The 17,313-nt window shown below is 60.9% G+C and carries 17 protein-coding genes; 4 read left to right on the forward strand and 13 right to left on the reverse strand.

What is annotated here, in order from left to right; genetic code table 11:
• Positions 1-24 precede the first annotated feature (24 nt).
• Positions 25-1,056, reverse strand: coding sequence for a lytic transglycosylase domain-containing protein (locus tag LVY71_RS14585; protein WP_235100584.1), 1,032 nt, complete (start codon positions 1,054-1,056; stop codon positions 25-27).
• 250 nt (positions 1,057-1,306) lie between these two features.
• On the opposite strand from LVY71_RS14585, the gene LVY71_RS14590 reads away from it, so the two are divergent.
• The gene (locus LVY71_RS14590) at positions 1,307-1,666 is read left to right on the forward strand and encodes a hypothetical protein (protein WP_235100585.1); all 360 of its coding nucleotides are present in this window, start codon (positions 1,307-1,309) and stop codon (positions 1,664-1,666) included.
• Positions 1,667-1,746: 80 nt separating this feature from the next.
• Here LVY71_RS14590 and clpA read toward each other — a convergent pair whose 3' ends face one another.
• Positions 1,747-4,143 carry an ATP-dependent Clp protease ATP-binding subunit ClpA gene (clpA, locus tag LVY71_RS14595; protein ID WP_235100586.1) on the reverse strand — a complete coding sequence of 799 codons (2,397 nt, stop codon included), beginning with the start codon at positions 4,141-4,143 and terminating at the stop codon, positions 1,747-1,749.
• Positions 4,144-4,273: 130 nt separating this feature from the next.
• Positions 4,274-4,687: an ATP-dependent Clp protease adapter ClpS gene (gene clpS / locus LVY71_RS14600; protein WP_235101508.1), complete on the reverse strand. Its 414-nt coding sequence runs from the start codon at positions 4,685-4,687 to the stop codon at positions 4,274-4,276.
• 586 nt (positions 4,688-5,273) lie between these two features.
• Here clpS and LVY71_RS14605 point away from each other — a divergent pair.
• Entirely contained in the window at positions 5,274-6,650 is a 1,377-nt protein-coding gene (locus LVY71_RS14605) for a vWA domain-containing protein (RefSeq protein ID WP_235101509.1), read from the forward strand.
• 72 nt (positions 6,651-6,722) lie between these two features.
• Here LVY71_RS14605 and LVY71_RS14610 read toward each other — a convergent pair whose 3' ends face one another.
• Positions 6,723-7,061, reverse strand: a complete 339-nt coding sequence (locus LVY71_RS14610) for a phasin family protein (RefSeq protein ID WP_235100587.1) — start codon at positions 7,059-7,061, stop codon at positions 6,723-6,725.
• Between the two features lie 404 nt (positions 7,062-7,465).
• On the opposite strand from LVY71_RS14610, the gene LVY71_RS14615 reads away from it, so the two are divergent.
• The gene (locus tag LVY71_RS14615) at positions 7,466-9,460 is read left to right on the forward strand and encodes a D-alanyl-D-alanine carboxypeptidase (RefSeq protein WP_235100588.1); all 1,995 of its coding nucleotides are present in this window, start codon (positions 7,466-7,468) and stop codon (positions 9,458-9,460) included.
• A gap of 226 nt (positions 9,461-9,686) precedes the next feature.
• On the opposite strand, the gene LVY71_RS14620 is transcribed toward LVY71_RS14615, so the two are convergent.
• The 5 genes from LVY71_RS14620 to LVY71_RS14640 form a co-directional block, all read right to left on the reverse strand.
• Positions 9,687-10,421, reverse strand: coding sequence for a DnaJ domain-containing protein (locus LVY71_RS14620; RefSeq protein ID WP_235100589.1), 735 nt, complete (start codon positions 10,419-10,421; stop codon positions 9,687-9,689).
• 171 nt (positions 10,422-10,592) lie between these two features.
• Complete coding sequence (locus tag LVY71_RS14625; RefSeq protein ID WP_235100590.1) at positions 10,593-11,336, reverse strand: vWA domain-containing protein; 744 nt, start codon at positions 11,334-11,336, stop codon at positions 10,593-10,595.
• A gap of 76 nt (positions 11,337-11,412) precedes the next feature.
• Positions 11,413-11,598, reverse strand: a complete 186-nt coding sequence (locus LVY71_RS14630; RefSeq protein ID WP_235100591.1) for a hypothetical protein — start codon at positions 11,596-11,598, stop codon at positions 11,413-11,415.
• Positions 11,599-11,754: 156 nt separating this feature from the next.
• Positions 11,755-12,600 (reverse strand): alpha/beta hydrolase, encoded by an 846-nt coding sequence (locus LVY71_RS14635; protein WP_235100592.1) that lies wholly within the window; start codon positions 12,598-12,600, stop codon positions 11,755-11,757.
• A 322-nt stretch (positions 12,601-12,922) separates the two neighbouring features.
• Positions 12,923-13,843, reverse strand: coding sequence for a division plane positioning ATPase MipZ (locus LVY71_RS14640; RefSeq protein WP_235100593.1), 921 nt, complete (start codon positions 13,841-13,843; stop codon positions 12,923-12,925).
• Positions 13,844-14,027: 184 nt separating this feature from the next.
• Between LVY71_RS14640 and panC the strand changes: the two genes are divergently transcribed.
• Positions 14,028-14,879, forward strand: coding sequence for a pantoate--beta-alanine ligase (panC, locus tag LVY71_RS14645; protein WP_235100594.1), 852 nt, complete (start codon positions 14,028-14,030; stop codon positions 14,877-14,879).
• A 1-nt stretch (position 14,880) separates the two neighbouring features.
• Here the strand turns inward: panC and LVY71_RS14650 are convergent, their stop codons facing one another.
• From LVY71_RS14650 to LVY71_RS14665, 4 genes are all read right to left on the reverse strand, one after another.
• Positions 14,881-15,318, reverse strand: a complete 438-nt coding sequence (locus LVY71_RS14650; protein WP_235100595.1) for a DUF1489 family protein — start codon at positions 15,316-15,318, stop codon at positions 14,881-14,883.
• A gap of 55 nt (positions 15,319-15,373) precedes the next feature.
• Positions 15,374-16,351: a hypothetical protein gene (locus LVY71_RS14655; protein WP_235100596.1), complete on the reverse strand. Its 978-nt coding sequence runs from the start codon at positions 16,349-16,351 to the stop codon at positions 15,374-15,376.
• Positions 16,352-16,423: 72 nt separating this feature from the next.
• Positions 16,424-16,615, reverse strand: a complete 192-nt coding sequence (locus tag LVY71_RS14660) for a hypothetical protein (RefSeq protein ID WP_002712198.1) — start codon at positions 16,613-16,615, stop codon at positions 16,424-16,426.
• 283 nt (positions 16,616-16,898) lie between these two features.
• Complete coding sequence (locus LVY71_RS14665; protein ID WP_235100597.1) at positions 16,899-17,264, reverse strand: YidB family protein; 366 nt, start codon at positions 17,262-17,264, stop codon at positions 16,899-16,901.
• Positions 17,265-17,313 lie beyond the last annotated feature (49 nt).

Here is a 17,313-nt window from a genome sequence, read left to right on the forward strand (position 1 = left end):
CGGCATTCAGGCCGCGCTTCGGTGTTAACCGTGCCCCTGCGCATTCTTTAGAACGATGCAGGCCTGCCCCACCCGCTTGATCCTCTCGCACAGATCGTTGGCGGCGGCGCGCGTGTCTGCCCCGACCCGCACCTGATAAAACGGGCGCGTGCCGCGGCTGCGGAAGATCGAACTCAGCAAGCTCGGGTCGCGGTCGCCGATCACGGCACTCAGGCGCTTCATGGAGCGGGCATACATCGCCAGCGCCCGATCACGCGAGAAGCCGGCTGCAAGCTGCACGCCCCACGGCGCATCGGCGCCGAGTTTCACACGCTGCTCAAGCTCCGCCACGAATGGATTCGGCGCACGCTGCAGCAGCGTCATCAGTTCGCGGCATCCGGCTGGCGGTGCGCGACCCTTGATCGCGCCGTTCTTTCCCGCTGCGGCCCAATCGTCCACCGGCGTGCCGGTGATCGCATAGACATAGTTACGGGTCTCGGAAGGCATATAGCCGGTGCCGGCAAGCCACTCCTGCACGCGGCGCGGTCCGGCATTATACGCAGCCGCGGCGAGCCCGAGGTTGCCAAACTGCTCGCGCAGGTCGCGCAGGAATTCCGCCGACTTCGGCAATGCCTGCACGGGATCAAATGGATCAAGCAATCGCCGCTCGCTGGCCGTCCCCGGCATAAACTGCGCGACGCCCTGCGCGCGCTGGCCGTTGCGCGTTACCGGCCCCACCGCGTCTGGCTGAAACCGGCTTTCCTGCCAGATGACGCGGGCGAAGAACTCCAGCGGCAAACCATGCGTCGTCGCGGCAGACTCGATCATCAGACACATCGCCTCGCGCGCGTTTGCGTCTTTCGTAGTCGATGTCGCTGGCGTCTCCACTGCCGGTTTCCCATCCGGCGCTGCGCGGGTGGAAGCGCCAGTGTCTCCCTGCTCGGGGGGCTGAGGATCCGGCGGCACAACCGTGTTGGACGGAACCGGATCCTCCGCCTGCGCGGCGCGCGCGACCGACATCAGCGCCACGACCGCCACCAGACACGCCAACCATGTCGCCGGAGCCCGACATTTCATGCTGCATGCATCCCAGAGGAGCGTGTCGAAAAGCAGATCGACCTATCGGAAAGCATAGCCGATTTCAAAAAATCACATCAGTGACAGAGCTTGCCTAAAGTCCGTCATCCATCAGGTGAACACGTCATCGCAAAAGCGATCCCGGCGCGGCAGTGGTTTACCTTAACAAGACCTTTCCGGACAGCGTCATAGCCCCGCCGTTACCGGCGGCCTAGGGTTAGTGAATAGTGAAAACGGCAGGATCAACGGCTTGCTCGCACACAATGACAGCAACGCATCACCGGGCGGCGGGATGCATGACCTCGCGCACTCGGAAACGCGCGACGTCAGCATACAGATCGACGAACTGAACCCAGCGCGGGCGCATCCTGCCGCTGCATCGAATGACAATGCCGCGCCTCTTCACCAAACAACCGCGCAAACACACCCTCTCCGCAACGCCAAAGGCATAAGCCACACCCTGCTGAAGCCGCTAATCGCCATCGCGACGGCTCAATATGTCATCGTGACCGTGTTAGCCGGACTAGCCGCGATCACAGTAGCCTCCACGGCGGGCAAAGCCATCAACGCCAAGTTCGAACTCATCATCGCAGCGCTGAAACGCTTCTGATTTCCCGCAATGGGCAAAGAAAAACCCGGCGATCTGCGATCGCCGGGTTTTGCATCTGTATAGCGGCTTGAGCGGCGCGCTCAGACCTTCACAAGCGGCGGCTTGGCCGGGCCTTTCGGACCGTCATTGCCCTTCGGCTTGCGTGGCGCGGTGCGCTTGCGAGCACCGGGCAGCTTCTCGGGCTTCGGCGTGACCGGACCCTCGACATATTCAAAGCTGATCTTGTCCGCGCCCGCCTCGTCCTTGGCGAGAATAACGCGCACATGGCCGCCGCCCTTGAGTTCGCCGAACAGAAGCTGGTCGGCCAGCGGCTTCTTGATGTGCTCCTGGATGACGCGCCCCATCGGCCGCGCACCCATCTGCTCGTCGTAGCCTTCCTTGACCAGCCACGCCTTCGCTGGCTCGGACAGTTCGATGGTCACGTCACGATCCGCGAGCTGAGCTTCGAGCTGAAGCACGAACTTCTCGACGACCATTCCGATCACGTCGGTATTCAGATGTCCGAACGACACGATGGCGTCGAGACGGTTACGGAACTCCGGCGCGAATTGACGATTGATCGCCTCATGGTCATCGCCTTCCCGCTTGGAACGCGTGAAGCCAAACGCCTGACGCGCCATGTCGGCCGCGCCGGCATTGGTGGTCATGATCAGGATGACATTGCGGAAGTTGACCTGCTTGCCGTTGTGGTCGGTGAGCTTGCCGTGATCCATGATCTGGAGCAGCACGTTGTAGAGATCCGGATGTGCCTTCTCGATTTCGTCGAGCAGCACCACGCAATGCGGATGCTGATCCACGCCATCGGTCAGCAGGCCGCCCTGATCGAATCCAACGTAACCCGGAGGCGCGCCGATCAGGCGCGAGACGGTATGCCGCTCCATGTATTCCGACATGTCGAAGCGAATCAGTTCGACGCCGAGAGATGCGGCCAATTGCTTAGCGACTTCGGTCTTGCCGACGCCGGTGGGTCCCGAGAACAGGTAGGAGCCGATCGGCTTTTCCGGTTCGCGCAACCCCGCACGCGCGAGCTTGATCGACGCGGCCAGCGCCTCGATGGCCTTGTCCTGACCGAACACCGTGCGCTTCAGAGTCGCCTCGAGATGCTTGAGCACCTCGGCATCGTCCTTGGAAACTGACTTCGGCGGAATCCGCGCCATCGTCGCGATGGTGGTCTCGATTTCCTTGATGCCGATGGTCTTCTTGCGCTTGTTCTCCGGCACGAGCATCTGCGCCGCCCCAGACTCGTCGATCACGTCGATCGCCTTGTCCGGCAGTTTGCGGTCGTGAATATAGCGCGCCGACAGGTTCACCGCCGCTTCGATCGCCTCGTTGGTGTATTTCAGCTTGTGGTAGTCCTCAAAATACGGCTTGAGGCCCTTGAGGATAGCGGTCGCATCCTCGACCGACGGCTCGTTGACGTCGATCTTCTGGAACCGGCGCACCAGCGCGCGGTCCTTCTCAAAATGCTGGCGATACTCCTTGTAGGTCGTTGAACCCATGCAGCGAAGCGAGCCCGAGGCCAGCGCCGGCTTGAGCAAATTCGATGCGTCCATCGCGCCACCAGAGGTGGCTCCGGCGCCGATCACGGTGTGGATTTCGTCGATGAACAGGATCGCATTGGGATGCGCTTCCAGTTCCTTAATGACCTGCTTCAGGCGTTCTTCGAAATCGCCACGGTAACGGGTGCCGGCGAGCAGCGTTCCCATGTCCAGTGAGAACACCGTCGCCGCAGCCAGCACTTCCGGCACTTCGCTGTCGACGATGCGCTTGGCGAGCCCCTCCGCGATCGCGGTCTTGCCGACACCGGCTTCGCCGACGAACAGCGGATTGTTCTTCTGGCGGCGGCACAACACCTGGATCGCGCGGTTGATCTCGGCGTTGCGGCCGATCACGGGATCGATCTTGCCCTCGCGGGCCTTCTTGTTGAGGTTGACGCAATAGGTGTCGAGCGCTTCGCCCTTCTTCTTGGAATCCTCAGCACCCTTGGCGTCGGTTTCCTCGTCAACGCCGCGCACCGGGCGAGCCTCGGACACGCCGGGACGCTTTGCGATACCGTGACTGATGTAGTTCACCGCATCGTAGCGCGTCATGTCCTGCTCCTGCAGGAAATACGCCGCATGGCTTTCGCGCTCCGCAAAGATCGCGATCAGCACGTTGGCGCCGGTGACTTCCTCGCGGCCGGACGACTGCACATGGATGACGGCGCGCTGAACAACGCGCTGGAATCCGGCCGTCGGCTTGGCGTCGTCAGTACCTTCCGCCACCAGGTTTTCGAATTCGGTTTCAAGATAATTGACAAGGCTGCCACGCAGCTTGTCGAGATCGACGCTGCATGCGCGCATCACGGCGGCTGCATCGGAGTCGTCGATCAGCGAAAGCAGGAGATGCTCAAGCGTCGCATATTGATGATGCCGCTCGTTTGCGATCGCCAGCGCGCGGTGCAGGGATTGTTCAAGGCTCTGAGAAAAAGTCGGCATTCGCGTCCCTTATGGCCCCCGCCAGTTCACTTTGATCGTTCGGTCTCCGGTCCGGCTTGATCAGTTCCTGCAACCTGTCAGCGTTGTAATCTCCCCAATCCGGTTCCCAATTCCGGATCAGACTCAAATGCTACTTCTTTTCCATCACGCATTGCAAAGGATGCTGATGTTTTCGTGCAAAGTCCATCACCTGCGTCACCTTGGTTTCGGCGATCTCGTATGTAAAAACGCCGCATTCTCCGATGCCGTGGTGATGTACATGCAACATGATCGTGGTCGCGGCTTCAACATCCTTGTTGAAGAACTTCTCTAGAACATGAACAACGAACTCCATCGGAGTGTAGTCGTCGTTCAGGATCAGGACGCGATACAGGTTCGGCCGCTTGGTCTTCGGCTTGACCTTGGTGATGACAGACGTACCCGGACCACCCCGCCCGCTATTGCCGTTGTCATCCTTGCTCATGCGCGGGTTGACGCTGGCGGTTCGCTCGCCGGTCACCTGAGGCGCCGCGATCGGTTCCGGATATGAAGTCAATTGCAGCATGGCCTGAGAGTTCGAAATCCCCACAAAACGCGGTCCGTAGGCGGCAAAGCACCCCCGGATCACATTAACAATATGGGTCGCCATTGCGCCGCCCGCAAGCACGCCGTGACGGACGGGAGCTGGGCCTAACAATCGCCGCCGTCATCTCGCCGCTGATGCCTTTGGTTAATGCAGCTGCCGGAAAATCACGCTAATTCCGTCGCTATCCGTTGAGGCACTGTTGGCGATAAGCGCCGAATCAACGCCAGAGTCCGCACTTAATCGGGCATTTTAGCCAGATTGGCGTCAACTTTTACCGCCCCTTCATCGCCCATCCCTACGACTTGGCACGACCCATTTTCTGGTGATTGCCATGACCGTTGCATCGATTTTGAAGCGTTCCCTGCCTTCGACTGCTGCTCGTGCGGCTGGGAAATCGATAAAATTCGAACGAAGCGGGCAACCGGACCTTTACGATGAAGCTACCGGGCCGGCCTCCCCGGACGCCTGCGTCTCAGGTGTACCCGTTATTCTGCGGCGCATTTTACTACCTCTTCATGCCTGCGGACTATCCCGCGTCCCAGAACCTCATTTTTCTGGTGACGTCATGCCTGATGCATCGATCTTCGACCGGGTCCGCAGTTCCATCACACGCTTCCGCCGCGACGAAGGCGGCAACGTAGCCGTGCTGTTTGGCATCGCAATCCTCCCGATACTGGGATTCGTCGGCGGCGCGATTGACTATTCCCGCGTCAATAACGCCCGCACGGCGATGCAGGCGGCGCTCGATACCGCAGCCCTGATGATTTCCAGGGACGCGACGAGCACCATGACCGCCGCGGAGATCAATCAAAAAGCGCAGACCTATTTCAACTCGCTCTACAAGCATCCCGAGGCACAAAACGTCGTTGTGAATGCGACCTACACCAACAGCGCGAGCCAGGGGTCGCGGGTGGTTGTGACCGGCACGGCCAGCATGGCAACCGATTTCATGAAAGTCGTGGGCTACCCGACCATCGACTTTGGCGCGAGTTCAACCACGGCGTGGGGCACGACCAAGCTGCGCGTGGCGATGGTGCTGGACAATACGGGCTCGATGTCCAGTGCGGGCAAGATGAGCGCGCTGAAAACAGCCGCAAAGAGCCTGATCGATCAAATGCAAACCGCGGCGAAAACCAACGGCGACGTCTATATTTCCATCGTCCCCTTCGCAAAGGACGTCAATGTCAGCAGCATCGCCAATACCAGCACCAAGTGGCTGCGCTGGGATCTTGGGCAATGTTATCAATCAAATGGCTGGAGTTCGAGCTGGAAGGGCTTCATGACCCAGAGCGACTGCCAGAACATCAACAACTCGTCCTGGACCGCGACAACAAAAACCGGCTGGACCGGCTGCGTCTCGGATCGTTACGACACACCGACCGCTTACGACACGCTGAGCACAGCGCCCTACAGCACGACCCAGACTGCAAACAATGCTTCCAATCGCAACACGCAATTCCCCGCAGAAAACTATTCCGACTGTCCGACCTCGATCCTGCCTTTGACCTACGATTGGACGGTACTGAAGAACAAGGTCGATGCGATGCAGCCGGAGGGCAACACCAACCAGGCCATCGGCATGGCTTGGGGCTGGCTGTCCCTGCTGCAGCAAAATCCGTTCAACGCGCCGGCGGAGGATTCCAACTTCAAATATACGAAGGCGATCATCCTGCTATCGGACGGCGACAACACGCAGAACCGCACCAGCACAAGCGTATCGACCATCGACGCGCGCCAGAGACTGCTTTGCGACAACGCCAAGGCGGCGGGCATCACGATCTACACGATCCAAGTGAACACCAACAACGACAACAATTCGAGTGTCATGTCGTACTGCGCGAGCGGCAGCACAAACTACTTCTCGACGACCACTGCGGATGGCATCAACACAGCGTTCAGTTCGATCGGGGCATCCCTGTCGAAACTGCGCCTCGCAAAATAAGGCCGCGGCGACGCGACCAATAAAAAAGCCCGGCTGCTCGCCGGGCTTTTTCGTTGGTGGAGAGCCGTGAGATCAGTGCGTGGTCGGAGCGACCTTGGCGACAAGCGTCTCGAAAGGCTTGAAGGCCTGCTTGGCGAGATCGCTGTAGAGTTCGCCGATCTTCTGCGACTCGGCAACGAAGGTCTCGTAAGAAGTCTTCGCGAATTCGGTCTGGACTTCGATGGCCTTCTCGACCGACTTCACGCCGGAGAGCTTTTCCACAAAAGCCTTGGTGTCTTCGAACGACTTCTTGGCGTATTCGCCGTAGGCATTCGCGATCGACTGAATGCCGGTCGAGAACGTATTGACCGAAGCGACAGCCGCCTCGAACTGCTCTTTGCCGTACTTCTGAATTTCTTCAACTTGAGCCATTAACGGTATCCTTTCCCAGACTTGAGACTGAAACCTGCACATGCCGGGAGGTACCCGGCTCCCTAACCACGCCTAAATATGCCGCATTGCACAAAAAATGTCAAGAATCTGGTGCGTCGCACAATTGTCTCAAATCCGCAATGAATCCCGCCGATCGCGGAAACGCTTGCTTAACCCTTTTGAAACCGTCGCCTCCTAGTTTGATTCCCTGCGCTTTTCGCGTTCGGTCGAGAATCCGAAAAAGCGGCGCTGCTCCAACACCTTAGCCGGATGAACGAGCATCCGGCCGAAGAGGTCCGGAGCAGCGGCTTCGCATGGACGCCGTGGCCGCGAAGGAATGGCTGCGCGGACCAAATTTGGCCTCAGAACGAGGCGAATAAACTGGGAATCGGACGGGGAATTTCATGCTTGGGGTCAAATCGTCGGCGGCGTCACGCGCGCTTCGTCTTTGCCTTCTCGGCCTCGCCACGATCTCCGTGGCCGTTGCCTTCACCACCGACACCGCAGACGCGCGGCGGCGCCACCGCCAACACCGCGTTGCCGTCTCCAGTTACAGTCCTGCCTTCTCGTCCATCATTGTTGATGCCAATTCCGGCGGCACGCTACAGGCGACCAGCGCCGACAGCCTGCGCCATCCCGCCTCGCTGACCAAGATCATGACGCTCTATCTGCTGTTCGAGCAGCTGGAGAGCGGCAAGATGAAGCTCGACACAGAGATGGACGTCTCGCAGCATGCATCGCAACAGGCGCCGACCAAGCTCGGGCTTCGCCCCGGCCAGACGTTGCGCGTCGAGGACGCGATCAAGGGCCTGGTGACACGCTCCGCCAACGACGCAGCCGTCGTGATTTCCGAAGCAATTGCCGGTGACGAAGACGACTTCGCCAAACTGATGACGCGAAAGGCGCGCGCGCTCGGCATGAGCAAAACGATTTACAAGAATGCATCCGGTCTTCCGGATGACGATCAGGTCACCACTGCTCGTGACCAGGCAACGCTCGGCCGCGCCATCCAGGACCGCTTCCCAAGGTACTACCGGTATTTTTCCACCGAGGCTTTCAACTATCGCGGCCGTTCGATCCGCAATCACAACAAGCTGCTCGGCCGCGTCGAAGGCGTCGATGGCATCAAGACTGGCTATACGCGGGCGTCGGGCTTCAACCTCGTCACATCGATGAAACGCGGCAACCGTTATCTGGTGGGCGTCGTGATGGGCGGCCGCAGCGGCGGTTCGCGCGACGCCATCATGCGCAACCTGCTCGCCGAACATCTCGATGAAGCCGCGACCCGCCGCACCGTCGCGGCAATCACCGAACGCAGCAGCGGCGATACCAGAATTGCCAGCGCAGCAGATGCCGACGACACCGAGACAAAGGTGGAGACCAAGTCCCGCCCCGCGCCGGTGGTTCAGGTGCAGGGCGCGATCAAGGTTGCGTCCACCCCGGCGGAGCCCGTTCCTCTTCCTTTGCCGCGCGCGCCCACCACTCCGGCGAAGGCTGCAGCGGAAGCCCAGGACAATCCGGTCCAGGATAGACTTGCTCAGGACAAGCCCGCGCCCGCTCCGCTCACCAGCGGCGTGATTTCGTCGCCGCTCGCGACGATCCCAGGTTCGGCGGAACCGATGACCCCGGTGCGGGTGAAAACCGTTCAGGTCCGCATGGGACAGACGAAGGTTGCCTCCGCCGCGCCGGTAGCTCCGGCCTCGACCAGCACAATCCCTGCACCGCGCAAGGCGGATGTCGCCGAAACATCGAAGGCCGTCGTCGCCAAGGCCGAGATCAAGCCCGACGTTGCCGTGGAGCCGAAGGCCGAGCGCCGCGCAGAACCCTGGCCCGCCGCCTACGCGCAGCCGCGCAATGAATTCCCGGCGCCGCTGCCGGCCCAGCCCAACACCAGCAATGGGATCGGACAAGGCATCATCGGCAGCGTTCCCGCCTCTTCATCGTCCTCACCTCATGCGCAGACTTTAGCCTACGCAGATCCCAATCCGCGCGGCACGCCTCCGACCACGCTGGGCGCGCAAGCCATGGCGCTCCAGACGTCGTCCGCGCCGCAGCAACCCGCTCCACAACCGGTCCAGCAAGCCGCCCTGTCCCCCGTTCAGCAACAGCCTGTCCAAACCGTGCAGCAGAACGGCGCGATCAAGGCGGTGGCACGCTCGGGGTGGATCATTCAGGTCGGCGCACTCGAAAGCGAAAGCGAGGCTCGTCAGCGTCTCAATGCCGCACGCGGCAGTGCCAGCAAGTTGCTGAGCGACGCCGAGCAATTCACCGAGACCGTCTCCAAAGGCAGCAAGACGCTCTATCGCGCCCGCTTCGCGGGCCTTAATCAGGATTCCGCCGAAGCCGCGTGCCGTACGCTGAAGCGCTCGGACATTTCCTGCATCGCAATCAGAAACTGATCGCCAATTCGGTCAGACTGCCGAATACAAAAAAGCCCGCAGCGCTGCCGCGGGCTTTTTTCTTTTTGAACACGGAGTGCGCACGACAACCCTTTTTCAAGATTTGGTCTCTAAAACCTTAATCGTGGAAACGATCACGCCGGACAACGGCGGGCGTCCGCAGGGGCATTCAAAACAGAGACGGAAAGGCTGCTCGCAGTTTGTAGCGTGATGTTGCGTGCTGGAGTCAGCGATGATTGCGAAGAAGAGTGTCCTTGGCTTCGTTCACACGGGCAGCGAGGTACGTCGAGCCCCCTTGGTCGGGATGAAGTTTCTTCATGAGACCCCGGTGAGCCCGGCTGATGTCGTCGCGCCCCGCGCCGGGCTTCAGGCCAAGGATCTGATAAGCCTCCTCCGCCGTCATTTTGCCGCTCGACGCCGCACGGCGATCCTCGCCGCCACCCCCGCCTGCCCCTGCGCCCTGCGCGTGCTCACGCCAGGCGGGAAACCTGCGGTCCAGATAACTTTCAAGAAGCGCCCAGCTCTCCGCGTCGAACCCCCGCGCCAGAGCAACGAGTTCGTCGAGCGTGAATTCGTCCAGTACGCGCCCCGCTTCGGGTCCGGCGGTAACAAGCCCCTCAAGCGCACCGGTGTCGTGGTCGAGCGTCATCTCTATAAACTGGGACCGTACCTGGGACTTCTGCCCCTGTGATTTCCACGCGCCGGGGCCGTAGCTGCCCCAGGCCGAGCCGAGTTGCGCGCCGAACGGCGACCACCCCAGCAGGCCCGCGCCGAAAACGCCGAGCGGAATCGCAACAGCCAGTTCGCCCCTGATCCCGATGAACAGCGCCGCGGCCAGCGTGACCACGCCTCCGCCACCGCGGATGATTTTTGCGAGCCACTTTGGATCTGCGCCCTTGATGACGTTGAGAGCAACGTAGATCAGCGCGACGGCGACAATGCCTGCGATCAGGGTCGGCATGGGGATCAGATCATCCTTGCAAAGTCAGTCTTCGACACGCGCCAGCAATACGCATACCCGATCTATGGTGATACCGGGGCTTGTTAAACCGGTTTGTTGCGAAATAGCGCAGCATGGTTCGCAGGTTAAGTGTGACCTGTTCGAAAACCGGTTCCCGCTTCGGAAACACGCTTACTTCATCTGCCCGAGCAGCGCCGCGGCACCGGAGGTATTCTTCGCCAGCCGCATCAGGGCGTCGCGTCCGCCGGCCGCGTAAGCAGCCGCAGCGCGCAGCAACTCGCGCAACTGCGCCGCCGACCCCATGTCGAAGCGACACCACGCGCCACCGGTCAGGCGCGCGATTTCGCGAAACGCGGCTTCCGCCGTCGGGTCATTCCCCTCCTGAAACATGAAGCATGGCACCTTGAGCAGGCCAAGTTCGCCGGCCGTGGCGCACAGCGCATCGACGTTCTCCTCCATGGCGTCGCCGACGAACACAATGGCGCGCACGCCCGACGCAATCGCTTCCCGGCGCGCGTCCGACAGCACGCGGCCGAGTTGAGTCTGGCCGCCCTGGCAATCGATCTTGCCCATCAACCTGGCAAGCTGTGCGGTATCGGATATCCACGGACTCGCGCGGCATTCGTTCATGCCGCGATAATAGACGAGGCGAACCGACAGGCCGCCAATGCTGCCCGCCTCGCGGAACATGTCGGCCTGAAGCGCGCAAGCCATGTCCCATGTCGGCTGCCGGCTCATGGTGGCGTCGAGCGCGAAGATCAGACGGCCCGTACCGGACTTGCCCGGCGTCATCGCGCGCGCCTTGGCAACGAATGCTGCGATGTCGGCGGCCGACGTTTGCGTTTCCGGGACGGTACGATTGCCGCCGGTGACCGGCGACGTGCCGGGTGTTGGTATGGTCGGATCGCGGGCCATCAAGTCTCGCATTCGGTTGCGCGTCTTATGTGGAGCGCGATTACAGAGCGGTCAATGATGCTCCGTCGGGGTTTGCCTACTCGATAGGAACCGCAAGCCGCCCGATGAGTTGCGCCACCTCGGTCAGCCGCCGGTCATCGTGTTCCGCAACGGCTTGCGCCAGACGCGACAGGCATTCGTCGTCGCTAACAGCGGGTGTAGTGGCCCGCTCGTCTGCCGACGGTGCGAGCGCAGGAGACCGAAAAAAGCTGTTGGTGGTCATGACTGTCACCTCATGGACTTGGGTGAATCAACGCAAGCAGAAGTCATGCCATCAATGGAATGTGGCGGTACGAGGTGAGCGGTCGATTCCGGAATTGCATTCACGCAAACGTGTGACCTGCGCCCCGGAGGTCAGACGCAGCTTCGCAATGAGATTTCAGTTGGTGGCAGGAGCCTGCGCCACAGGGCTGGGCTTCGGCACCACGATCTTGTTGGTGTTGACCGGCCCCAGCTTGCTGTCGTCCTCCAGGAACTTGTCGAGGACACCCTGAATCGATGTCTTCACATTGTCCGGTCCGCGATCGCTCATGTCAGTGTGCTGGAATCCGGTGTTGACCACCGTAATTCCCGTCTGCTCGCAGACATCGTCATCCGGCACGACTCCAGGATCGGCCTTGAACACAGGATCCTTCGAGCGGAACGAAAGAATCTTGAACTTGCCCTCGGTGAGGAACGGGACGCGCAGATTGTCGAGCGTAACAACCTTCTTCACCTCGTCCGGACGCATCTTGGCGAAATACATCGAGATATCGCCGCCATTGGAATGGCCCACCATGGTCAGGCGACCATAGTCCGCATTCGGCTGAATCTTTTTCATTTGGGCGACGGCGAACTCGATGTTCTTGACGCCGCGCTCATAGACCGGAAGCCGGCCGACATAGAGTTCGCCAACCTTGGTAACCAATGGCGCATCGCTCGCCAGATCGTGCTGGATGCTGACCGCCATATAGCCGCGGGCGGCGAGGACGTTTGCAAGGAACGAATATTCCGTAAACTTGACGGTATTGCCGTGATTAACAATCGCAACCGGCAACACGTTCATGCCCGCGTTCGCGGCCATTTCCTTGTCGCGCCGGACAGCAATGGCCACGTCAATCGGCCGCCCCCGTTCCGCGTCGTAGAAGGTCAAGGTCTCGTGACGGATCGCCCATTTGCTCGCAGTGAAGTAGGCGACGACCGCCACCGCACTCAGACCAAGCAGGATGCAAATTCCGCGCTTCATCACGTCCTCGAAATATCAGAACCGGCCGAATGTTTTCCGGCATCGGCCCGTGGTCATAGTGTTTTGGAATCCTTCTCGCTTGTCCAGCCCGATCGTAACACGGATGTGACAAACCAAAATAATTCCTGGGAATGTACCTGATGTTCGACACCTATTTTGTGCGATGCATCAAATGTGCCATTTCTTCCCCCAGCCTATGGATTATAAGCCCCCACCTCCCAATGAGTTCGGGTCGGAACATTTAAAATTGTAGTCTTAATCCGAAAACGGGGTTTGATCCGCCGCAAAAATACCCAAGGGAACCGGTCCGCCTGAACCGGATTTAGGCCGTCAGTCCGTGGGTTTCCAGCGGCCGGTCCACCTGAGCGAACCACTCTGCCCGAGTCGCAGCCCGGCGGCGGCCCCGCTCGTCGAGCGGCAGCTTCAGGTGCCGCAGAAGGCCAGTGACCTCCTCGCGGGCGGTGACGTGGGCCATGTTCGGACGGGTGCCCAGCGTCGCCTCGTCCAGATCGTCCAGTGCGGTCAGGCCGCGCGGGAAGAACTCGCGGTACACTACCCGTTCGGCAAAACCGTCGACCGGACGGAAGCCGAGCCGGAACGAGAGCTGGTCGAGCCCCTCGGCGATAAGCTGCTTGTTGCGCGAGCCCAGCATCGACAGCCGGTTCCGCACCACAATCCAGTCGGTGGTGGCACCGTCGAGATCGCGCCGCTGCTTACGCGCGGTTTTCACCATCGTGGCGTAGTGGCTTTCACCGATCACGGAATAGGTGGTGGGATCGACCGCCCCGAGAACGTCGAAATCTAGGAAGCTGTCGTTCAGCGGCGTGACCAAGGTGTCAGCCATCGAGTGCGCCAGCCGCATCAGATAGCTGTCCGCCCCCGGCGTATCGATGACGATGAAGTCATAGGCCCGCTCGACCGCGCTGATCGCCGCCGAGAACTGCTCGAACTCCGACGCCTCGTTGTCGTCGATCTGCATGCTGGAGCCCAACGCGATGCAGCAATGATGCGGCAGTTCAAGGGAGAGGCCTGTGCGCTGCGCCCAGGCCCGGCGATTTTCGATGTAACGGGTGAAGCTCTTCTGACGGGAGTCGAGATCGATGGTGGCGACGCGCTGCCCGGCCTTCAGCAAGGCCACCGCGATGTGAAGCGCGGTGGTGGACTTCCCCGACCCGCCTTTCTCGTTACCCAGCACGACGACATGCGCCGACCCGGACTGCCCCTGACTCGTCTGCAAAAGCATGCAAGATCCCCTGTGGATATCTTCCGATAAGCGCGGAAAGAATCAAGCGAAATGCGGCTGGCGTCAGATTTCATGATGAATCGGCGGCGCGCGACGATCGATGCCTGAGGTCGTTGGCTCGCCCGGGCTGCCTTGTTAAGGTCCGCGCACACGCCCCGACAAACCCCTTCAGACATCGGCACGAATGACCCGTTCCCCCATCATCGCACGCACCCTCTCCTCGCTTCATCGCGCCCGCGCCGAGCTCGGCAAGCGCAATGCCACCCTCGCCCTCGTGCCGACCATGGGGGCGCTCCATGACGGCCATGTGTCGCTGGTTCGTCTTGCCAAACGGCGCGCGAAGAAGGTCGCAGTATCGATCTTCGTGAACCCGACGCAGTTCGCCGCGCACGAGGACCTCGGCTCCTATCCCCGCACCTGGAAGGAAGATATCGCGCGCCTGACCGCCGAGGGCGTCGATCTGGTATGGAATCCCGACGTCACGACGATGTATCCGGAAGGCTTTGCGACGAGGATCGCGCCGGAAGGCCCGGCGCTGGCGGGGCTGGAGGATAAATTTCGCCCGCACTTCTTCGGCGGGGTCGCCACTGTGGTCGCCAAACTGTTCACCCAGGTGCGTCCCGATATGGCGATGTTCGGAGAGAAGGACTACCAGCAACTCAAGGTGGTCACGCGGATGGCGCGCGATCTCGATCTCGGCGTAAAGGTGATCGGCGGCGCGATTGTCCGCGAGCGCGATGGCCTCGCGATGTCATCGCGCAACGTCTACCTGTCGCCCGACGAGCGCCGGACAGCGCCTGTGCTGTTTCGCACGCTGAAGGCGACATCCAAGCGGATGCGCGATGGCGACGATTTCAAGGCGGCGCTGTCGGACGGCGCCGACATCATCAGCAAGGCCGGCTTTGCGCTCGATTATCTCGAAGCCAGACACGCCGAGACGCTGGCGCCGATTTCATCGTTCAACGACGGACCGGTGCGGCTGTTGGTGGCGGGCAAGATCGGAACGACGCGCCTGATCGACAACTTCAAGGCGTAATTTACAAAAGCCCAAGCTCGCGCAGTTCGCGCCGCATCGGCTCAGGCATCGCGGCGACGCTGGCCGCGGCCTTGCCGAGATCGGGCGGCGCGCTCTTGGGATCGAGATAACGCCAGCCCTGGAACGGGCGCATCGGACGCGGCGATACGACTATCAGCTTCGGCTCCATCACCAGACGGCACCGGCCGATGCCATCCTTGTCGCGGAAAGGTTCGATGGCGAGAATTTTCTCGCGCGCGGCGATCTCGCCCTTGATGACCCAGTAGATCGATCCGCCATCGAGAAGTTCATCGACGCGCTTGGGAGCCATGCGCGTGACGTGAACGTGGCGCGGCGGCAAACCCTTTGCTTTGGCCTGCTTCACGCGCTCAGCGATCCAACCTTTGAGATCCTTGACGGACGTCGCGCCGACGCTGAGTTTGATGAGGTGAAGTGGCATATTCGGAATCGCCGAGGCGCGACGTGAGCGTCACGCGTCATATGAAAGAGAGCGATCAGTTATCATCGCTCTCCTTGGGAGGCGCAAGCTGCACCGGAGCTTGTGCACGCGATTTCTGCGGCGCGGCTTTTTTCGCCGCTGTCGGGGCCGGCTGAGGATTGATCACAGCAGCAGGCGCGCTGCGCGGGGGCGGTGAAGCACCTGGTTCCGCCGTTCGCTGCCCCGCCTGCGCGCCCTGCGCCGCCGACTCAGGCGTCATGATGTTGATCGGGGGGATTGATGCCGCGCTCGGGAAATCGCCAGAGACCGGTCTACCCGGCGGCGGCACAGTGCCAAGCGCTGCAATGGGGGCTGGAGAAGCAGCGCCGGTGCTGGCGACCGCAGACGGCGTATTCCACGACGACGCATAGCGGCTGACGAACCCGTCATACAGTTTTTCGCTCATGTTGGACGAAATCTGCGCGGAATTGGTGAGCGACTGAAAGAAGGGGCATGGCGAGGAGAGCGTGCAGCCCTCGCGGGTTGTCAGGACCTGCGCGACCAGCCCGTAACGGTCGCGCTCGATCGTCCGGCGCAGCGCGTTCAGCTCCGGCGTCATCACCTTGTTCGCGGCAGCCGCGTTGCCGAAGGCCGCAAGCCGTGTGACCTGAGCTGCGGTATAGGAGACGCCAGCCGCAACGGAATCGGCCGACGCGAACAGGGCCTTTTCGCAGGCCGCCTCGACGCTTTCGCCTGCCAGCCCATCGAGACACGCCAGCGCCGGCAGGGACGCTGCAGCCTGCCCGGATGATTTGAGATCGCTGGACGAACCGCCGCCCGCGATACCTGACTCGCGCATCATGCTGGTCACGGCGATGCCGATGGCAAGAAGCGTGATGACGGTCAACGCGCCATTGGCGACGGACCGCTCAGCACGAAACAGCGTAACCAGCAGGACGACGGCAAAAAAGCCCGCGGCTGCAATAGTCAGCCACATCGGCAAATTCTGCGAGTGCCATAAATCTTCGATCGACGTTGCCCACGCCCGGTTCATACACGGTCCCCTTTAAGACGAACCAGACCAAGCGCCGCAACCGCGGCAAAATTCCGTCAGGCCGAAAACCTGTTACGCTACGGCGAGTTGGCTTTCCTTGGCGACACGCTCAAAGGCTTCAGTCGAACTCTTGATTCGATACTGGCAGTCATCTCCATCGGTCGGAAGCAGGCGGATCACCTCGTAGGTTCCGCTCGCAGCTGGCCGCGCCACGTTGCTTGCCGTAAAATAGACAGTCTCTCCGACGATGAACTTGTGCTTCAACACCTTGCTCCATCACGCGATACGCGCATTTTGGTGGCCTGCCGTTGCCGGCAAAAGCCAGTTTAACGCCCGCCGACCGTATAGCATGCCGGACCTTCATTTGGCCAGACAAACCGATACAGGGGCGACACCGTAATTATTGATATATATCAATAATATAAGTAGATTTTTTGGCCCTGCATATGCCTCAACGCAGGGTCCAGCAAGATGCAACACCGCAATTCCGCCTTGAAGAGAATAGGTCGCGAATTGTGGGCAAGATCAGCATGTTAGCCAAAGCGCCTCATGCCGTGTGGGGAAGCGCCCCGTTCGGGCTCGCCCGATCGACAGCCGGAGGTAAAACCTGAGCCAGCACAGTGGAAAGCTGATCGACGGGAATACCGAACCGCGTAGCAAGTTGCCTGACCACGTCGTTTCCCAGCACCTCCTGAAGCTGCTGCGCGCTGATCGGGAGATTCTGTCCGGTTCCGATCCATGACTTCACCTGATCGCCAAAGCCGGCCTGCTGCAACCTGGCGACGATCGCGGATAAGCCGCCTTCGCTGCCGTTGCCCAGCACTTCGCTCAGGACGACCGGGATGACGGCAGTTTCCAGTTCGCTGGCGGCTCTCGAAGCCATCACGCTGGTCAGCATGTCCAGAATGCCCATGATTTAATCCTCAAATTGAAAATCAATGTGAGTGGTAACCAAGGGTGGT

The sequence above is a fragment of the Bradyrhizobium sp. G127 genome (assembly GCF_021502575.1).
Classification (GTDB): Bacteria; Pseudomonadota; Alphaproteobacteria; order Rhizobiales; family Xanthobacteraceae; genus Afipia.